Annotated in this window: 14 protein-coding genes; 11 read left to right on the forward strand and 3 right to left on the reverse strand. The window is 61.7% G+C overall.

What is annotated here, in order from left to right; all coding sequences use genetic code 11:
- The first annotated feature begins 90 nt into the window (after positions 1-90).
- The 4 genes from CXQ82_RS17450 (at position 91) to CXQ82_RS17465 (ending at position 3,650) form a co-directional block, all read left to right on the forward strand.
- Positions 91-615 carry a cysteine hydrolase family protein gene (locus CXQ82_RS17450; RefSeq protein WP_101271182.1) on the forward strand — a complete coding sequence of 175 codons (525 nt, stop codon included), beginning with the start codon at positions 91-93 and terminating at the stop codon, positions 613-615.
- 94 nt (positions 616-709) lie between these two features.
- Positions 710-1,663, forward strand: a complete 954-nt coding sequence (locus CXQ82_RS17455; protein ID WP_101271184.1) for a 2-hydroxyacid dehydrogenase — start codon at positions 710-712, stop codon at positions 1,661-1,663.
- A 129-nt stretch (positions 1,664-1,792) separates the two neighbouring features.
- Positions 1,793-2,860 (forward strand): phosphotransferase family protein, encoded by a 1,068-nt coding sequence (locus tag CXQ82_RS17460; RefSeq protein ID WP_101271186.1) that lies wholly within the window; start codon positions 1,793-1,795, stop codon positions 2,858-2,860.
- A 22-nt stretch (positions 2,861-2,882) separates the two neighbouring features.
- A complete protein-coding gene (locus tag CXQ82_RS17465) occupies positions 2,883-3,650 on the forward strand; it encodes an SDR family oxidoreductase (protein WP_101271188.1) in 768 nt (255 codons plus the stop codon).
- Between the two features lie 25 nt (positions 3,651-3,675).
- Here CXQ82_RS17465 and CXQ82_RS17470 read toward each other — a convergent pair whose 3' ends face one another.
- Positions 3,676-4,119, reverse strand: a complete 444-nt coding sequence (locus tag CXQ82_RS17470) for a carboxymuconolactone decarboxylase family protein (protein WP_101271190.1) — start codon at positions 4,117-4,119, stop codon at positions 3,676-3,678.
- A 146-nt stretch (positions 4,120-4,265) separates the two neighbouring features.
- Between CXQ82_RS17470 and CXQ82_RS17475 the strand changes: the two genes are divergently transcribed.
- Entirely contained in the window at positions 4,266-5,699 is a 1,434-nt protein-coding gene (locus tag CXQ82_RS17475) for a PLP-dependent aminotransferase family protein (RefSeq protein WP_101271192.1), read from the forward strand.
- Positions 5,700-5,783: 84 nt separating this feature from the next.
- Entirely contained in the window at positions 5,784-6,188 is a 405-nt protein-coding gene (locus CXQ82_RS17480) for a cupin domain-containing protein (RefSeq protein ID WP_101271194.1), read from the forward strand.
- Between the two features lie 133 nt (positions 6,189-6,321).
- On the opposite strand, the gene CXQ82_RS17485 is transcribed toward CXQ82_RS17480, so the two are convergent.
- Positions 6,322-6,951 carry a DNA-3-methyladenine glycosylase I gene (locus CXQ82_RS17485; protein ID WP_101271196.1) on the reverse strand — a complete coding sequence of 210 codons (630 nt, stop codon included), beginning with the start codon at positions 6,949-6,951 and terminating at the stop codon, positions 6,322-6,324.
- Between the two features lie 217 nt (positions 6,952-7,168).
- Between CXQ82_RS17485 and CXQ82_RS17490 the strand changes: the two genes are divergently transcribed.
- The 3 genes from CXQ82_RS17490 to CXQ82_RS17500 all read left to right on the forward strand — a co-directional run bounded on the left by CXQ82_RS17490 (position 7,169) and on the right by CXQ82_RS17500 (position 10,059).
- Entirely contained in the window at positions 7,169-8,494 is a 1,326-nt protein-coding gene (locus CXQ82_RS17490) for a C4-dicarboxylate transporter DctA (protein WP_177409959.1), read from the forward strand.
- Positions 8,495-8,653: 159 nt separating this feature from the next.
- On the forward strand, positions 8,654-9,355 hold the full coding sequence (locus CXQ82_RS17495) for a FadR/GntR family transcriptional regulator (RefSeq protein ID WP_101271200.1): 702 nt from the start codon (positions 8,654-8,656) through the stop codon (positions 9,353-9,355).
- A 17-nt stretch (positions 9,356-9,372) separates the two neighbouring features.
- Positions 9,373-10,059 carry a GntR family transcriptional regulator gene (locus CXQ82_RS17500; RefSeq protein ID WP_101271202.1) on the forward strand — a complete coding sequence of 229 codons (687 nt, stop codon included), beginning with the start codon at positions 9,373-9,375 and terminating at the stop codon, positions 10,057-10,059.
- Positions 10,060-10,454: 395 nt separating this feature from the next.
- Here the strand turns inward: CXQ82_RS17500 and CXQ82_RS17505 are convergent, their stop codons facing one another.
- A complete protein-coding gene (locus CXQ82_RS17505) occupies positions 10,455-15,323 on the reverse strand; it encodes an NAD-glutamate dehydrogenase (RefSeq protein WP_101271204.1) in 4,869 nt (1,622 codons plus the stop codon).
- Positions 15,324-15,827: 504 nt separating this feature from the next.
- Between CXQ82_RS17505 and CXQ82_RS17510 the strand changes: the two genes are divergently transcribed.
- Both CXQ82_RS17510 and CXQ82_RS17515 read left to right on the forward strand, forming a co-directional pair.
- Entirely contained in the window at positions 15,828-16,181 is a 354-nt protein-coding gene (locus CXQ82_RS17510; protein ID WP_101271206.1) for a hypothetical protein, read from the forward strand.
- Positions 16,182-16,472: 291 nt separating this feature from the next.
- Positions 16,473-17,432, forward strand: a complete 960-nt coding sequence (locus CXQ82_RS17515; protein ID WP_034106117.1) for a MoxR family ATPase — start codon at positions 16,473-16,475, stop codon at positions 17,430-17,432.
- The last annotated feature ends 3 nt before the right edge of the window (positions 17,433-17,435 follow it).

Raw genomic sequence — 17,435 nt, forward strand, 5'->3', positions numbered from 1 at the left:
AACACTTCACAGATTCAACCCAAGGCCCCGCCAGCAATGGACGGGGCCTTTTTATTGCTCCGCCATCTGGCACTCACAAGGAGCACCACCATGGCTGACGCCCTGTTGATTATCGATATGCAAACCGGCTTGTACGATGGCCCGGACAAACCCTTCGAACGCGAGCGTGTACTGGGCACTATCAACCAGCTGATCCAGCGCGCCCGCGAGGCCGACGCGCCGATTTTCGTTGCCCGCCACACCGGCCCGGCGGGCTCGCCGATCGAGGCAGGCAGCCCGCTGTGGCAGCTGTGGCATGCACTGCATGTCGATGAAGCCCGCGATCATTGCTTCAACAAAACCCGCCCCAGTTGCTTCCTGGGCACCGACCTGGCGCAGCAACTCAAGGCCGCCAACGTGACGGAACTGGTGATCGTCGGCATGAAAACCCAGTTCTGCATCGACACTACGTGCCGGGTGGCGGTTGAGTTGGGGCTGTCGGTGGTATTGCCTGAAGACGGCCACACCTGCATGGACACCCCGGCGCTGAAGGCCGAGGCGATTATCGAGCATCACAATGCGACGCTGGCGGGCGCATTTGTACGGCGCGTGCGCGCCGCTGATCTCAACTTCTGACCACACAAACACGCCAGGTGCGAGCACGCTCGCGCCTGCCGTAGACTTTTTCGCGCATACTCATCCCCTCAAACCCTTCAGGAAGAGCGTTCCGATGACCACCACTGTTCTGGTTCTGGTTGAAACCATCAACGAATACCTGCAAATCATCGAGAGCAATGATTTTCACCTGATCCTGGCGCCGACGCCGGCGGAACGCGCCCAGGCCATCAAGGCCCATGGCGGCCAGATCAACGCCGTACTCACCCGTGGCCCGCTGGGGCTGTATGCCGAGGAAATCGCCGCCCTGCCGCTGCTGGAGATCATCTGTGTGATCGGCGCCGGCTACGAGCACGTCGACCTGCAGGCCGCCAGCAACCGTGGGATCGTGGTCACCAACGGCGCCGGCGTGAACGCGCCGTCGGTGGCCGACCACGCCATGGCGCTGCTGCTGTCGCTGGTGCGCGGCATACCGCAGACCGACGCCGCCGTGCGCCGCAACGAGTGGCCCAAGGTGATGCGCCCGTCCCTGGGCGGCAAGCAGCTGGGCATTCTCGGGCTGGGCGCGGTGGGGTTGGAGATCGCCAAGCGCGCCGCCCTGGGGTTCGGCATGGAAGTGAGCTACCACAACCGCCAGCCGCGTGACGATGTGGACTACACCTACTGCGCCACCGCCGTCGAACTGGCGCGCACCTCGGACTTCCTGATCCTGGCCACACCCGGCGGCGCCAGCACCCGCCACCTGATCGATCGCCACGCACTCGACGCCCTCGGCCCCAACGGTTACCTGGTGAATATCGGCCGCGGCAGCGTGGTGGTCACCGCCGACCTGGTGGCCGCCCTCGAACAGCGGCGTATCGGCGGTGCCGCGCTGGACGTGTTCGACGACGAACCCAAGGTGCCGGACGCCCTCAAGCGCTTGGGCAATACCGTGCTCACCTCCCACGTTGCCGGCCTGTCGCCCGAAGCCGCCCACGACACCGTGCAGCGTGTAGCCGACAACCTGGTGGAATACTTTGCCGGCCGCCCGGTGCTCACGCCGGTCGCCTTGCCCGCGCCCGAAAAATGACCGATCAGGCACGCTGATTATCATCCAACACGCTAACCTATTAAGCCGCCTCGACCTTGTCGCTGGGCGGTCGTGCGCATTAGATTAGGAAATAGTCCGAGGCCTTTAGAATAAGCAGAAGGGATAAGCATGGCGCTGAACGACCAATCGACCCAGATTCGCCCAGGCGAAGAACTTGATGCCAGCCTGATCGATCCCTACCTCAAGGCCCATATCCCGGGCCTGAGCGGCACCCCCACAATCAGCCAGTTCCCCGGTGGCGCGTCCAACCTGACCTACCTGCTGGAATACCCCGGCCAGGAATTCGTGCTGCGCCGCCCGCCCTTTGGCCACAAGGCCAAGTCCGCCCACGACATGGGTCGCGAATACCGCATTCTCAACCAGCTTAAAGACGGTTTCCCGTATTGCCCCAAGGCCTACGTGCATTGCACCGACGAGTCGGTGATCGGCGCCGAGTTCTACGTGATGGAGCGCGTCAACGGCATCATCCTGCGCTCCGACCTGCCCGCCGAGCTGGGCCTGGACGCGGCCAAGACCGAAGCCCTGTGCAAAAGCTTCATCGATAAATTCGTCGAGCTGCACCAGGTCGACTACAGCGCCTGCGGCCTGGCCGACCTGGGCAAACCCGAAGGCTACGTGGCCCGGCAGATTCGTGGCTGGAGCGACCGCTATGAGAAAGCCCTGACCCCCGACGCGCCCAAATGGGAAGCCGTGCGCGCCTGGCTCAACGACAAGATGCCGGCCGACCACCCCACCTCCAGCATCGTGCACAACGACTACCGCTTCGACAACGTGATCCTCGACCCGCATAACCCGATGCAGATCATCGGGGTACTGGACTGGGAGCTGACCACCCTCGGCGACCCGCTGATGGACCTCGGCAATACCCTCGCCTACTGGATCGAAGCCGGCGACCCTGCACCCGTGCAACTGATGCGCCGCCAGCCGAGCAACGCCCCCGGCATGCTCAGCCGACGCGAGTTCGTCGACTACTACGCCGAACGCTCAGGCATCCAGATCGACAATTTCGATTTCTACTACACCTACGGCCTGTTCCGCCTGGCCGGCATCGTGCAGCAGATCTACTACCGCTTCTTCCATGGCCAGACCCAGGACAAACGCTTTGCGCAGTTCATCCACATGAACAAGCTGCTGGAGCAGATGAGCCTGAATGTCATCGGCAAATCCGCGCTCTGATCGACTACAACAAGGAACTCCCATGTCCAAGACCAACCTGTTCGACCTCGACGGCAAAATCGCTTTCGTTTCCGGCGCCAGCCGTGGCATCGGCGAGGCCATCGCCAAGTTGCTGGCCCAGCAAGGCGCCCACGTGATCGTCTCCAGCCGCAAACTGGAAGGCTGCCAACACGTCGCCGACGCGATCATCGCCGACGGCGGCAAGGCCACGGCCATTGCCTGCCATATCGGTGAAATGGAGCAGATCACCCAGGTGTTCGCCGGCATTCGTGAACAGTTCGGGCGCCTGGATATCCTGGTCAATAACGCCGCGACCAACCCGCAGTTCTGCAACGTGCTGGACACCGACTTGGGCGCGTTCCAGAAGACCGTCGACGTCAACATCCGCGGCTACTTCTTCATGTCGGTGGAAGCCGGCAAGCTGATGCGCGAAAACGGCGGTGGCAGCATCATCAACGTCGCGTCGATCAACGGCATTTCCCCGGGCGTGTTCCAGGGCATCTACTCGGTGACCAAGGCCGCCGTGATCAACATGACGAAGGTCTTTGCCAAGGAATGCGCGGCGTTTGGCATCCGTTGCAACGCCCTGCTGCCAGGCCTGACCGACACCAAGTTCGCCTCGGCGCTGGTAAAGAACGACGCGATCCTGAAAACGGCCCTGGCGCAGATCCCGCTCAAGCGCGTGGCCGACCCGAGCGAGATGGCCGGTGCGGTGCTGTACCTGGCCAGCGATGCCTCGAGCTACACCACCGGCGTGTCGCTGAACGTGGATGGCGGCTTCCTGTCCTGATAGCAATGTGGGAGCGGCGGTGTACTCAGGCGTTGGGCGGTTGCTGGCGAAAGCTTACCGCCAGGCGGTTCCAGCCACTGATGCTGGACACCGCCATGGTCAGGTCCACCAGCTCCTGCTCGCTGAACTCCACGCGTACCGCCGCGAACAGCTCATCTGAAACGGTGGAGGTCGGCAGCGTCGCCACCGACTCGCTCCAGGCCAAGGCCGCCCTCTCCCGCGCCGTGAAAAGCGGCGAATCACGCCATACGCACAGCGCGAACAAGCGCCGTTCCGACTCCCCGCGCTGCAGCGCCGCCATCGAGTGCATATCGGTGCAGAACCCGCAGTGGTTGAGTTGCGAGACGCGGATCTTGATCAGCTCCAGCAGCGGCTTCTCGATGGACAGGCCAAAGGTGTTCGCCTCCAGCATCAACATGCCCTTGAGCGCTTGCGGCGAGGCGGTGTAGTAATCCAGACGGGGTTCCATGGGGCGGTTCTCGCAAAGTGAGAACACAGCCTAGAGCCCAGCGGAAATAAGCCCTATAGCCAATCCTACGGTTTACAAATAGACCATTTTGAGCGCGCCCCACGAGCGAGTAACCTTGGCGCAGACTTGGTGCCTTTGGATGAACTATGGAACTGCACGTGGTGATCAACGGCCGCAAGGACTTGGCCGAACAGTTGTACCAGCAGTTGCGCGAAGCCATTGGCTCCGGGCGCCTGGCTGCCGGCGCGCAACTGCCACCCAGCCGCTTGCTCGCCGAACAACTGGGCGTGTCGCGCAAGACCGTGTCCGACACCTACGCCACCCTCACCTACGAAGGCCTGCTGGTGGGCAAGACCGGCCGTGGCACCTTCGTCAACGCCCACACACCGCAGGCTGAACGCCTGCAAACCGCCACCGACCTGGCCTGCGCCGCCAACCTGGCGAAATGGCAAGCGCTGCCCTCGCCCATGCGCCACCCGACCCGCGACAGCACGTTGCGCTACGAGTTTATCGGCGGTGCCACCAGCCGCCATCAGTTCCCCCAGGATGAATGGCGGCGCTGCACCCAGGACGCGCTGCGGCGTATCGCGCAGAACAGCGGGTTCTACAGCCAGCCCGAAGGTTTGCCGGCGCTGCGCAGTGCGATCGCCGGGCATATTGCGTTTTCCCGTGGGGTCAAATGCCGTGACAGCGACATCGTGGTCACCAATGGCGCGCAGCAGGCCCTGGACCTGATCGCCCGTGTGGTGCTGGAGCCGGGCTGCATCGTCGCCATGGAAGACCCCGGCTACAGCCCCGCGCGCCAGCTGTTCCAGGCCATGGGGGCCAGCGTCGCCAGTGTGCCGGTGGACGCACAGGGCATCCAGGTTGAGCAGATTCCCCTCGGCACGCGGCTGATCTATGTCACGCCGTCGCACCAATTCCCCCTCGGCATGTCTATGAGCCTGCCACGCCGTGAAGCCCTGCTGGCACGTGCGTTCGAGCTGGGCGCAATCATCATCGAGGACGACTACGACAGCGAGTTCCGCTACGAAGGGCGCCCCACCGATTCCCTGCAAAGCATGGACACCCGAGGTGTGGTGACCTACGTAGGGACGTTCTCGAAAACCCTGCTGCCGGAGTTGCGCCTGGGCTATGCGGTGCTGCCGCCGGCAATCCACGGCGCGGTGCTCAAGGCCAAGCAACTGACCGACCAGCATAGCTCCACGCTGCCGCAATGGGCGCTGGCCAAGTTTATCGACGAGGGCTACCTGCTCAAGCATATCCGTCGCTGCCACAGCGTGTATGCCGGGCGCCGTGAGCGCATCCTGCAACGCCTGGCGGGGGATCTGTCGCCCTGGTTTGAAGCGGTGCCGACGGTGGCCGGCTTCCATATGGCCGCCTTGTGCAAGGTACCGGTGAATATCCCGCTGCTGATTCAGTTGGCGCGCCAGGTCGAGGTGGGGCTGTATCCACTGGACGTGTTCTTCCACGACGCGCCCGTGCGCCCGGGGCTGATCATCGGTTTTGGCGCCATCGAAACCCTCGACATCGACCCGGCGCTGGACAAGGTGCGCGATATCCTGCAGCAGATTGGCTAGGGGATTTTCCGCAGGATTGGTCATTGGTCAGCCCGTGCGCGCGGCGTAGGGTGAACAGGTCTCGAACCACTTGGAAACCTCGCCATGAAACGCCTGCTCGCAACCAGCCTCATGCTCGCCTCCCTCAGCGCCTTTGCCCACGAACCCGTGTACAACCAGGAATCGATCAAGGTGCTGCAAGAACACGCGCTGACCAATGTACCCGGCAAAAAAACCATCATGCTCACCGTGGACTACGCCCCAGGCCAGGCCACCGTGCCGCATAGCCATACCGGCACGGCGGTGGCCTACGTGCTGGAAGGCGCGATCACCTCGCGGGTGAATGATGAGCAGGCAAAAACCTACAAGGTGGGCGAATCTTTCTACGAGCCGGCCGGCTCGCGGCACTTTGAATCGAGCAATGCCAGCCAGACACAGCCGGCCAAGCTGCTGGTGGTGATGGTGCTGGATGACAAGGCTGAAGTGCTCACCCCGCTGCCACACAAATAATCTGCGCCAGCGAACAAATGTGGGAGCGGGCTTGCTCGCGAATGCGGTATGTCAGTCACCAGCTGCGTAGGCTGAACCACCGCATTCGCGAGCAAGCCCGCTCCCACATTTTGCTCTTCGTTTGCCAGGGAGTTCACGGCCGTTTGAACTGGCGGCGCAGTTGCTCGATCCTTGGTCGGCAGGCGCAACCGTCGAGATGGTCATTGACCATGCCCATCGCTTGCATCAGCGCATACATCGTGGTCGGGCCGACAAAGGTCCAGCCGCGTTTCTTCAAGGCTTTGGATAAACGCACCGAGGCCGGGGACGTCGGGTTAGCCGTCCAGTAAGCCAGGTCCACCACGGCCGGGCGCTCTTCAGGGGCCGGTTCAAATGCCCATAACCAACGCGCCAGCGACCCGGTTTCCTCCACCAGCGCACACGCCCTGCGCGCATTGTTGATAGCCGAGACGATCTTCGCCCGATTGCGCACGATGCCCGGGTCCTGCATCAGCCGCTCAATGTCCGTCTCGCCGTACTGCGCCACGCGGCGAAAATCAAACCCGTCGAACGCCGCGCGAAACTGCTCGCGCTTGCGCAGGATGGTGATCCACGCCATGCCGGCCTGAAAGCCCTCCAGGCAGATCTTCTCGTACAGCTGGATATCATCCGCCACCGGCACGCCCCACTCGTGATCGTGGTAATGCGGGTATTGCGGCGCGGCCGTGCGCCAGCTGCAGTGGGTCTGCCCGGTGTCGTCTGTGGTCAGTCCAGGTGTATCCATCCGTCACCTCTTATGCCGAGCAACGGATGATAAGCGAAAAAATTTCCAGCCCGGCAACCGCTCAAGCATCGCCCTCACCGACTCACTGGTCAGACCGGGACCCGCCCACCGCAGAATTTTTACTTGTAGATTCAAAAAAACCCAGCGTAGACTGGCCCCGCACTGGACTTACCGGTAAGACCACAACAATTAAGCCCTGGAACCACCAGGGCACCGAATAGAGATCCCTCCCATGCTCAGATGGTGCTCGCGTTCGATTTTCCTGCAAGTCGTGATCGGTTTGATGCTCGGCATCATTTGCGGCTTGGCCCTTCCCGAATTCTCCTCGCAACTCAAACCGCTGGGTGACGGCTTTATCAAGCTGATCAAGATGCTGATCGGCCTGATCGTGTTCTGCGTGGTGGTCAGCGGCATTTCCGGCGCCGGCGACTTGAAGAAAGTCGGGCGCATCGGCCTCAAGTCGGTGATCTACTTTGAAGTGCTGACCACCATCGCCCTGGTGATCGGCCTGATCATGGCCTTCAGCACCGGTATCGGCCAAGGCGCCAATATCCACCTGGAACAGCTCTCCTCCGCCGGTTTGAATGAACTGGCCGACAAGGGCCAGCACATCAAGGGCACCAGCCAGTTCCTGATGGACCTGATCCCCAACTCGGTGATCGGCGCCTTCGCCGATAACAATGTGCTGCAAGTGCTGCTGTTTTCAGTGCTGTTCGGCAGCGCGTTGAACCTGGTGGGCGAAGCCGCCTCGGGCATCTCGCGCTTGATCAACGAACTGAGCCACGTCATTTTCCGCATCATGGGCATGATCGTGCGCCTGGCGCCGATCGGCGTGTTCGGCGCTATCGCCTTTACCACCAGCACCTATGGCCTGGACTCGTTGCAACACCTGGGCAGCCTGGTCGGTTTGTTCTACCTGACCTGCTTTGCCTTCGTCGCGCTGATCCTCGGCCTGGTGATGCGCCTGTCGGGCCTGCGCATGCTGCCGCTGCTCAAGTACCTGCGCGAAGAGCTGCTGATCGTGATGGGCACCGCCTCCTCCGACGCCGTGCTGCCACAGATCATGCGCAAGCTGGAGCACCTCGGCATTGGCAGCTCCACCGTCGGCTTGGTGATTCCAACCGGGTATTCGTTCAACCTCGACGGTTTCTCCATCTACCTGACCCTGGCCATCGTATTTATCGCCAACGCCACCGGCACGCCGCTGTCGATGACCGACCTGCTGACCATCCTGCTGGTGTCGCTGATCACCTCCAAGGGCGCCCACGGTATCCCCGGTTCGGCGCTGGTGATCCTGGCGGCAACGCTGACCGCGATCCCGGCGATTCCGGTGGTCGGGCTGGTGCTGGTGCTGGCTGTGGACTGGTTCATGGGCATCGGGCGCGCGTTGACCAACCTGATCGGCAACTGCGTCGCCACCGTGGCCATCGCCCGCTGGGAAAAGGACATTGATATCCAGCGCGCCAACAAGGTCCTCGACGGCCAGCAAGGTTATGCCTTCCAGGCCAAGAAACCGGTGTTGCCGGCGCATCAGGAGTTCTAGGGCCACACACCTCCAATGTGGGAGCGGGCTTGCTCGCGAATGCGGTCTTTCAATAACAGATGTGTTGACTGATACACAGCATTCGCGAGCAAGCCCGCTCCCACATTTTGACCATCGCCCACTTGGCTACCGTATGTGCAACATCAAGGAGACGTAGACGTGATCAGCACCTCAACCGTCGTTAATTCAGTCGTAGAAAAACTCCGCGCCGCCTTGGCGCGGGGCCAGTGGCGCCGGGGTGAAATGCTCCCCGGCCAGCGTGAACTGGCCGAACAGATGGGCATCAGCCGCCCCAGCCTGCGTGAAGCGGTGATCGTGCTGGAAACCCTCGGCCTGGTGCGCTCCATGCCCGGCAAAGGCGTGGTGGTACTGGAAACCAGCGTCAGCGAGCCGCAATCCAGCGACGCCGTGGCCGACGCCAGTCTCGAAGACATCCTGCAACTGCGCTACACCCTCGAACCGTTCATTGTCGGTCTGGTAGCCCAGTCCATCAGCAGCAAGGAAGTCGGCCAATTGCGCCTGAACCTGATGGACATGCGCGAAGCCCTCGACGCCGGGGACGCCGAAGCCGGCATGAATGCCTACATCGACTTCCACGAAGAACTGTTCGCGCTCACCTCCAACCCGATTTTCCAGAATGTGGTGCAGCAAACCAGCAACGCGCTCAAGCAAAGCGCCCAGGTGCTGCGCAACTCACCCGAACACCTGGCAGAGCGCCTGCAGGAAAACGAAGCCGTGGTGCGCGCCATCCGCAACAAGAACAGCGCCCTGGCCAGTGCCGAGATGCGTCGGCACATCCTCCAGGAAGGCCTGCGCATGGGCATTCGCTTGAACATCCCGGACGACCACCTGGGTAGCTGAATTTTAGGAGAACGGCCATGACCGCCTACGCCTTGCAACGCGAACCCACCCTGCCCACCCTGCGCCTGGTGGCCGGCAAAAAGCCTTCGGTGGATGACATCTACCCACGGCTGTTCGACGCCATCCTCGAACAACGCATCGCCCCGGCCAGCCGTTTTACCGAAGAAGGCCTTGGCGAAACGTTTGGCGTCAGCCGCAGCGTGATTCGGCGGGTGCTGGCCAAGCTGTCCCATCAGCAAGTGATCATCCTGCGCCCCAACCAACGCGCCCAGGTCGCCGCGCCGGATGCCCAGCAAACGCGGCAGATCCTCGAAGCGCGGCGCATGACCGAGATGACCGTGGTGCAACTGGCCTGCGCCCACGCCACCGCCGCGCAAGTACGCCAGTTGCGCGAGCTGATCAGCCGGGAGCGTGAGTGCATCGAGCGCGACCAGCGTGGGCCGGCGATCCGGCTTTCCGGGGAGTTTCATCTGCAACTGGCGGCGATGGCGGGCAACGCGCCATTGGCGCAGTTTCTCAATAGCCTGGTGCCGTTGACCTCGTTGATCATTGCTCAATATGAATCGAAAGCCTGCACGTATTGCGCGTGGCAGGAGCATGTGGCGATTGTGGATGCCATTGAACAGCGGGATTCGGCTGCCGCTGCGGCACTGATGACCCAGCACCTGGATCACCTGGAATCCAAGTTGCTGAAACACCACTGATCTCCAGATTAAATGGAGATCTAAATGTGGGAGGGGGCTTGCCCCCGATGGCAGTGGGTCAGTCAACCTCTTAATGACTGGCTCACCGCTATCGGGGGCAAGCCCCCTCCCACATGAGCCCACTGGCACTTGATAAATAGTGTTCCAACAAAAAGCACCTGGATCACCTGGAATCCAAGTTGCTGAAACACCACTGATCCCAGGCAAATGGAGATTAAAATTGTGGGAGCGGGCTTGCTCGCGAATGCGGTGTATCAGTCAATGATGCATTTACTGAACCAGCGCATTCGCGAGCAAGCCCGCTCCCACATTTGCTCTTCATTGTTTAATAGATAGTGGTCCAACAAAAAAGCCCCTGCATCTCACAATGCAGGGGCTTTTGTTTTACCGCGTAATCAAGCCGGTTGCAGCACCGACTGACCGCTCAACGCCAGGTCCAGCAGTTCACGGTTAGCCACCGCGTACATGGCGTAGTCCGTGCCGACCGCAGCACGAATTTCCACCATCATCGCGCGCCAGCGATCAGCCATGTCCTGGTGCTGCTCAAGCCACAGGGCCACGCGGGCTTCCATGTCTTGTGGCGCATCGGCCATTTGCAGTACCGAGATGGTGATCGCGCGTTGCTGCCAGTCCACGTCGTCGCGGAACGCTTCGCGGGCCTGGGCCTGCCAGTTGTTGGCCACCGGCAGATCGCTGATCTGCTGCAGGTACCACGGCAAGTCCAGGGCGCTGCCCACGGCGAAATAGGCCTTGGCCACTTCGGCGGCGTCATGCCCGGTCACGTCGGCAGCTTCGATGATCGGCAGCAAGGTGTACAGGTGAGTCGTACCGGCAACCATGCGCGCCAACAGCTCAGGCACACCGGCTTCGGTGTAGGCCTGGTAGCGGTTCTGCCAACCTTCGCGCGTCGGGCCTTCCAGCAGTTCGTCGAGCTTGAGGCCCAACGCCGCCAGGTGCGGACCGAAGTGCGCGGTGTCGCGGCCAGCGTCCTGCTCGTTGCGACGGCTGCGCAGGAACCAGCGCGTAGCGCGGCGGCCCAGGCGCATCAGTTCATCCATCAGCTCCAGTTGCACGTCGGCGGAGACCTGGTGGTCCAGGGCTTCGATCTGACGGAACCAGTGCGGGAGGTGGAAGATGTCGCGCACGATCACATAAGCGCCGGCCACGTTCGCCGGGCTCATGCCGGTCGACTCTTTGAGCCGTTGAACGAAGGTGATGCCCATGTGGTTGACCAGGTCGTTGGCGATCTGGGTGCTGACGATCTCACGCTTCAGACGGTGGCGACGCATGGCCTCGGAGAACTTGGCCACCAGGCTCGGTGGGAACGCGGTCTCCATGTCACGGGTCAGGTACTCGTCATCCGGTACCAGCGACTTGAGCAGCGCTTCCTTGAGGTCGATCTTGCTGTAGGAGATCAACACCGACAGCTCCGGACGCGTCAGGCCCTTGCCATTCGCGGCGCGCTCGCTGAGCTGCTCCTCGGTCGGCAGGTACTCGATGGCGCGGTCCAGCTTGCCACGGCCTTCCAGGTCGCTCATCAGGCGTTTGTACTCGGCGGCACGCTCGTAGGCACGGCGCGCAGCCAGGGACAGGGCCTGGGTCTGCTTGTAGTTGTTGCCCAACACCAGGTTGCCGACTTCGTCGGTCATGCTCGCCAGCAGCTGGTTACGCTGCTTGTCGGTCATGTCACCGGCCTGCACCACTTCGTTGAGCAGGATCTTGATGTTCACTTCATGGTCGGAGCAGTCCACACCACCGGCGTTGTCGATAAAGTCGGTGTTGGAACCACCGCCATTGAGGCCGAATTCAACCCGACCCAACTGGGTCATGCCGAGGTTACCGCCCTCGCCCACTACCTTGCAGCGCAGCTCGTTGCCGTTGACGCGCAGCGCGTCGTTGGCCTTGTCGCCCACGTCGGCGTGGCTTTCGGTGCTGGCCTTGACGTAGGTGCCGATGCCGCCGTTCCACAACAGGTCCACCGGCGCCTTGAGCAAGGCGTTCAGCAGTTCGGTCGGGGTCAGCTTGTCGGCCGAAATGTCGAAGCGTTCCTTCATCTGTGGCGAGATGGCAATGCTCTTCGCGCTGCGCGAGAAGATACCGCCGCCTTCGGACATGATGCTGGTGTCGTAGTCGGTCCAGGCCGAACGCGGCAGCTCGAACATGCGCTGACGCTCAACGAAGCTGGTGGCCGGGTTCGGGTTTGGATCGATGAAAATATGCAGGTGGTTGAAGGCCGCGACCAGTTGCAGCTTGTCGGACATCAACAAGCCGTTACCGAACACGTCACCGGCCATGTCGCCGACGCCGACTACCGTGATGCTGTCTTCCTGCACATTGATGCCGCGCTCACGGAAGTGACGCTGCACGCCGACCCATGCGCCCTTGGCGGTAATGCCCATTTTCTTGTGGTCGTAACCGGCGGAACCGCCGGAAGCGAACGCATCGCCCAGCCAGAAGCCGTAGTCGATGGCGATGCCGTTGGCGATGTCGGAGAAGGTCGCAGTGCCCTTGTCCGCAGCCACCACCAGGTACGGGTCATCGTCGTCATGGCGCACGACGTTGGCCGGTGGCACCAGGGCGCCGTCTTTCAGGTTGTCGGTAATGTCCAACAGGCCGGAAATGAAGATGCGATAGCAGGCAATGCCCTCGGCCGCGATTTCGTCGCGGGTGCCGCCCAATGGCAGGCGACGCGGCAGGAAGCCGCCCTTCGCGCCCACGGGCACGATGACCGAGTTCTTCACTTGCTGGGCTTTTACCAGGCCCAGCACTTCGGTACGGAAGTCTTCTTCACGGTCGGACCAGCGCAGGCCGCCACGGGCGACGTTGCCAAAGCGCAGGTGCACGCCTTCAACGCGTGGCGAGTACACGAAGATTTCAAACTTCGGCACCGGCTTCGGCAGCTCAGGAATGGCACGCGGGTCGAACTTGAAGCTGAAGTACGACTTGTTCTGGCCGTTGGCGTCGGTCTGGTAGAAGTTGGTACGCAGGGTCGCCTTGATCAGGTCCAGGTAGCGCCGCAGGATACGGTCTTCGTTGAGCACCTGAACATCGTCCAGGGCACTGAGGATCGCTTGTTCCAGGCGGAGCTGCTTGTCTTCGAGATCGTCGGCGGTGAGCTTGCGCGCCAGGTAGAAGCGCGTCTTGAACAACCGGGTCAACTCGCGGGCGATGTCGGTGTGGTTGTTCAGGGTGCTGGCGATGTAACCGAGGTCGAAGCCCAGGCGGATCTGCTTCAGGTAGCGGGCGTAGGCACGCAGCAGCGCGACGTCGCGCCATGGCAGGCCGGCGGTGAGCACCAGGCGGTTGAACGCGTCGTTCTCGGCGTCACCATGCACGATGTGCACGAAGGCGTCCTGCAGGGTGTCGTTGAGCTGCTGGATATCCAGGTTCACGCCTTCGGCAGCGATGAACGCGAAGTCATGGATCCAGAACTCACGGCCATTGGCGTGACGCAGGCGGTACGGGAATTCACCGAGCACGCGCAGGCCAAGGTTTTCCAGGATCGGCAGCACGTCGGAGAGTGCCAGCGGGGTATCGGCGTGGTAGAGCTTGCAATGCAGCTCGCGCTGGCCGGACACCTGGCCCAGCGGCTGATAGAAGCTCATCACCAGCGGATTGGCTTCGGTGAGGCTGTTGAGGTGCTGCATGTCGACCACGGCCGAATGCGCCGCGAAACGCTCGCGGTAGCCGGCCGGGAAGCCTTTCGGGAAGTCTGCCAGCACGTTGGTGCCTTGGGCTTCGCCGAAGCTTTCGACGACGAGGCTGGAGTAGTCGTCCTGCCAGCTGCGGCAGGCCTGCACCACTTCTTTTTCCAGCTGCAGCGGGTCGATGTCCAGGCGGTTCTTCGGGTCTACCCGCAGAATCAGTTGCACGCGAGCCAACACGGATTCGGAGAAGAACGTCCAGAACTCGCAGTCCGAAGCTTTCAGGCGATCCATCAGCACTTGCTGGATCTTCTGGCGCACTTCGGTGGAGTAGATGTCGCGCGGCACGTAGGCCAGGCAGTAGCAGAAACGACCGTACGGGTCTTTACGCAGGAACACGCGGATCTTGTTGCGTTCCTGGATCTGCACGATCGACATCACGGTGCTGAACAGCTCGTCGACCGGGGTTTGGAACAGGTCGTCACGCGGCAGCACTTCAACGACCTGGGCAAGCTCCTTGCCCAGGTGCGCCTTGGGCTGGAAGCCCGAGCGGCGTTCGATCTCGGCGACTTTGCGACGGATATACGGGATCACGCGCACGCTTTCGCCATACACCGACGAGGTGTACAGGCCCATGAAACGGTGTTCCTTGATGACCTTGCCGTCGGCATCGATCTCACGGATCGACACGTAGTCCGGGTAAGCCGGGCGGTGCACGCGGCTTGGGTGCGCGGCCTTGGCGAACGACAGCACGGTCGGTTCACGCAGGTAGGCCACCGCATAGTCTTCGATGCGCAGGTCGTCGGCGGTGAGGCCGGCGCGCAGCAGCTTGGTCAGACCGAGGAAGGAGCTGGCGTCATATTCGATATGCCCGCCGTCCGCCTCGTCACGTACCACGAATTCTTCATAGCCAAGGAAGGTGAAGTGGTTGCCCACCAGCCATTCGAGGAAGTTCTTGATTTCGGCTTTTTCTTCGCCGTCGATGCTGAACCGGCTGGCGTCGATACCGGCCAGCAGGTCCTGGACCTTGGCTTTCATCGGTTCGAAATCGGCCACGGCCACGCGCACTTCGCCCAGCACCTGCTCCAGCTCTTTGCTCAGCACGTTCAGTTCGGCGGCGTTGGCGCAGCGGTCGATTTCCAGGTACATCAGCGATTCTTGCTGGATGTCTTCGCCCTGGGTGCCTTTTGGCAAAATCTCCAGCAACTCGCCCTTTTTGCCACGGCGCACGCTGAGTACGGTGGTTTGCAGGGTGTGGATGCTGTAGCCACGGCGGTTCAGCTCGGTGCGTACCGAGTCCACCAGGAACGGCAGGTCATGGTGCAGCACTTCGACCGCAGTGTGGGTCGACTGCCAGCCATGACGTTCGTAATCGGGGTTGTAGACCCGCACTTGCGGTTGGGTGTGGTCAAAGCGCTCAAGCAGGCGCCAGGCAGACAGGGTGCAACCGGCCAGGTCGGAAAGGCGACGCTGGGTCAGTTCGTCCAGGGAAATGATGCCGAAAAATTGTTCAGCGAACAGCGCCACTTGTGGCAGTGCCTGTTCACTGATGTGCTGCGCCAGTGCCGCTTGCAGTTGATGCTGGAAGTCGGCCTTGCTGGCTGCGGTGAAGAACGCCATCTGTGGTACTCCGCTTGGGCTTGTTATTGATGGAAGCGTCGCGTGTTATCCCCTTGCGGGGAGACCGTCAGCGCTGTTCGTAAATAGCCGTGCGACTAACCATAAACGAAACAGGGTGACAGGTGGGTGAAGCTGGACAAGACAATGAGGTCACATACAACTTCCATAAGATGCGCACCTTGCCGGGTGACGGTACGACGGGCAGGTCAGACGCCTGGCAGGCTTTGCAACGAGAGCGCATCCGTTGCGCAGCTTAACGAGAGTAGGAAGACAGCTGCTTGCGACGCTGCGACATATTCGGTCATCGGTAAGCAGGCTCCGGGTTGCAACTTGGGCAACCGAGAATTTCCGGCAGAAAAACCAGCTATTTCCTACGCCCTGAGTACCAGAAATGACTGATACAGCCCGTCAGGTCATGCACTGGGTGTGACACAGGGAGCAGCACAAAATTCGCCGCAATGGCACAATTGCCCGCGTAATGCCCTACCCCAGACAGGATTTCCCATGCTGCAACTGAAAACCGACGCACTGATGGCCACCCCGTGCGACGAAGAAGAAGACAACATGGCCATGCTCTGCTGCCACGGCAAGAACGGCGAAATGTTCATGCTCAGCCGCTACCCGGACGAGGAAGAAGTCGAGCTGACCTGGGATTATGAGCCGTCGACCCTGGACGGTTTGAAGGTCACGCTGAGCGACACCACCCTGCTGGTGGAGCTGGCGGCGGGCGATGCCGATGCCTTGGGTGGCAAGGACCAGTTGCAGATCACCCACGCCACCGCCGCATCGGACATGGCCGAGCTGGAAGAAACCTTGCAGAACATCCTCAAGGGCACCGGTACCTTCACCCGAACTTAAGAGTACAAATATTCAAATGTGGGAGGGGGCTTGCCCCCGATAGCAGTGGGTCAGCTATGTATTAGCTGAATGACACTCCGCCATCGGGGGCAAGCCCCCTCCCACATTGACAGGGCTCACAACAAGAAATGTGCTCAGCCCAACTGCGCACTCAGCACAAAATTCCTACAAGTTTTGCCAAAAATACCCGTCACGCCGTTAGTCGCCACCCCCCGCGATGCATTAAAGTAGACGCCCCAGGCCTTGGCAGTTTTCACACGCACAGGCTCATCTCTCCAGGAACCGTCATCGATGGAACATCGTGAAGCGCTGCTTGCGCTGCGAACCTTTCTTTCTACGCAGATTCTCGGCCAGGAAAAACTCATCGATCGCCTGCTGATCGCGCTGCTTGCCGACGGCCATATGCTGGTGGAAGGCGCGCCGGGCCTGGCCAAGACCAAGGCGATCAAAGAGCTGGCCGAAGGTATCGAAGCGCAGTTCCATCGTATTCAGTTCACCCCCGACCTGTTGCCGGCCGACATCACCGGCACCGAGATCTATCGCCCGGAAACCGGCAGCTTCGTGTTCCAGCAAGGGCCGATCTTCCATAACCTGGTGCTGGCGGACGAAATCAACCGTGCCCCGGCCAAGGTCCAGTCGGCCTTGCTGGAAGCGATGGCCGAGCGCCAGGTCAGTGTGGGGCGCAGCACCTACGACCTGTCCCCGCTGTTTCTGGTGATGGCCACGCAAAACCCCATCGAGCAGGAAGGCACCTACCCGCTGCCCGAAGCCCAGCTCGACCGGTTCCTGATGCACGTCAAAATCGGCTTCCCGGACGCCGCCGTCGAGCGGCGCATCCTGCAGCAGGCACGTGGCGAAGCGCTCAACGGCGAAACCAAGCCCGAACGCCGCGTCAGCCAGCAGGCAATCTTTGCCGCGCGCAAGGAAATCCTCGGCCTGTACATGGCTGATGCCGTGGAGGAATACCTGGTGCAACTGGTAATGGCCACGCGCACCCCGGCCAAGTTCGACGCGGAAATGGCCGAATGGATCGCCTACGGCGCCAGCCCGCGCGGCTCCATCGCCCTCGACCGCTGCGCACGCGCCCATGCCTGGCTGGCCGGTCGTGACTTCGTGAGCCCGGAGGATATCCAGGCGGTGCTGTTCGACGTGCTGCGCCACCGCATCATTCTGTCCTTCGAGGCCGAAGCCGCCGGGATTGACCAGGACCGCGTGGTGCAACGCATTCTCGACGTTGTTGCCGTCGCTTGAAGT

The organism is Pseudomonas sp. S09G 359 (genome assembly GCF_002843605.1).
In the GTDB taxonomy this organism is placed as follows: domain Bacteria; phylum Pseudomonadota; class Gammaproteobacteria; order Pseudomonadales; family Pseudomonadaceae; genus Aquipseudomonas.

Coding starts and splice junctions, on each gene's coding strand:
- CXQ82_RS17450 (WP_101271182.1), top strand. CDS start 91: ATGGCTGACGCCCTGTTGATTATCGATATGCAAACCGGCTTGTACGAT.
- CXQ82_RS17455 (WP_101271184.1), top strand. CDS start 710: ATGACCACCACTGTTCTGGTTCTGGTTGAAACCATCAACGAATACCTG.
- CXQ82_RS17460 (WP_101271186.1), top strand. CDS start 1,793: ATGGCGCTGAACGACCAATCGACCCAGATTCGCCCAGGCGAAGAACTT.
- CXQ82_RS17465 (WP_101271188.1), top strand. CDS start 2,883: ATGTCCAAGACCAACCTGTTCGACCTCGACGGCAAAATCGCTTTCGTT.
- CXQ82_RS17470 (WP_101271190.1), bottom strand. CDS start 4,119: ATGGAACCCCGTCTGGATTACTACACCGCCTCGCCGCAAGCGCTCAAG.
- CXQ82_RS17475 (WP_101271192.1), top strand. CDS start 4,266: ATGGAACTGCACGTGGTGATCAACGGCCGCAAGGACTTGGCCGAACAG.
- CXQ82_RS17480 (WP_101271194.1), top strand. CDS start 5,784: ATGAAACGCCTGCTCGCAACCAGCCTCATGCTCGCCTCCCTCAGCGCC.
- CXQ82_RS17485 (WP_101271196.1), bottom strand. CDS start 6,951: ATGGATACACCTGGACTGACCACAGACGACACCGGGCAGACCCACTGC.
- CXQ82_RS17500 (WP_101271202.1), top strand. CDS start 9,373: ATGACCGCCTACGCCTTGCAACGCGAACCCACCCTGCCCACCCTGCGC.
- CXQ82_RS17505 (WP_101271204.1), bottom strand. CDS start 15,323: ATGGCGTTCTTCACCGCAGCCAGCAAGGCCGACTTCCAGCATCAACTG.
- CXQ82_RS17510 (WP_101271206.1), top strand. CDS start 15,828: ATGCTGCAACTGAAAACCGACGCACTGATGGCCACCCCGTGCGACGAA.
- CXQ82_RS17515 (WP_034106117.1), top strand. CDS start 16,473: ATGGAACATCGTGAAGCGCTGCTTGCGCTGCGAACCTTTCTTTCTACG.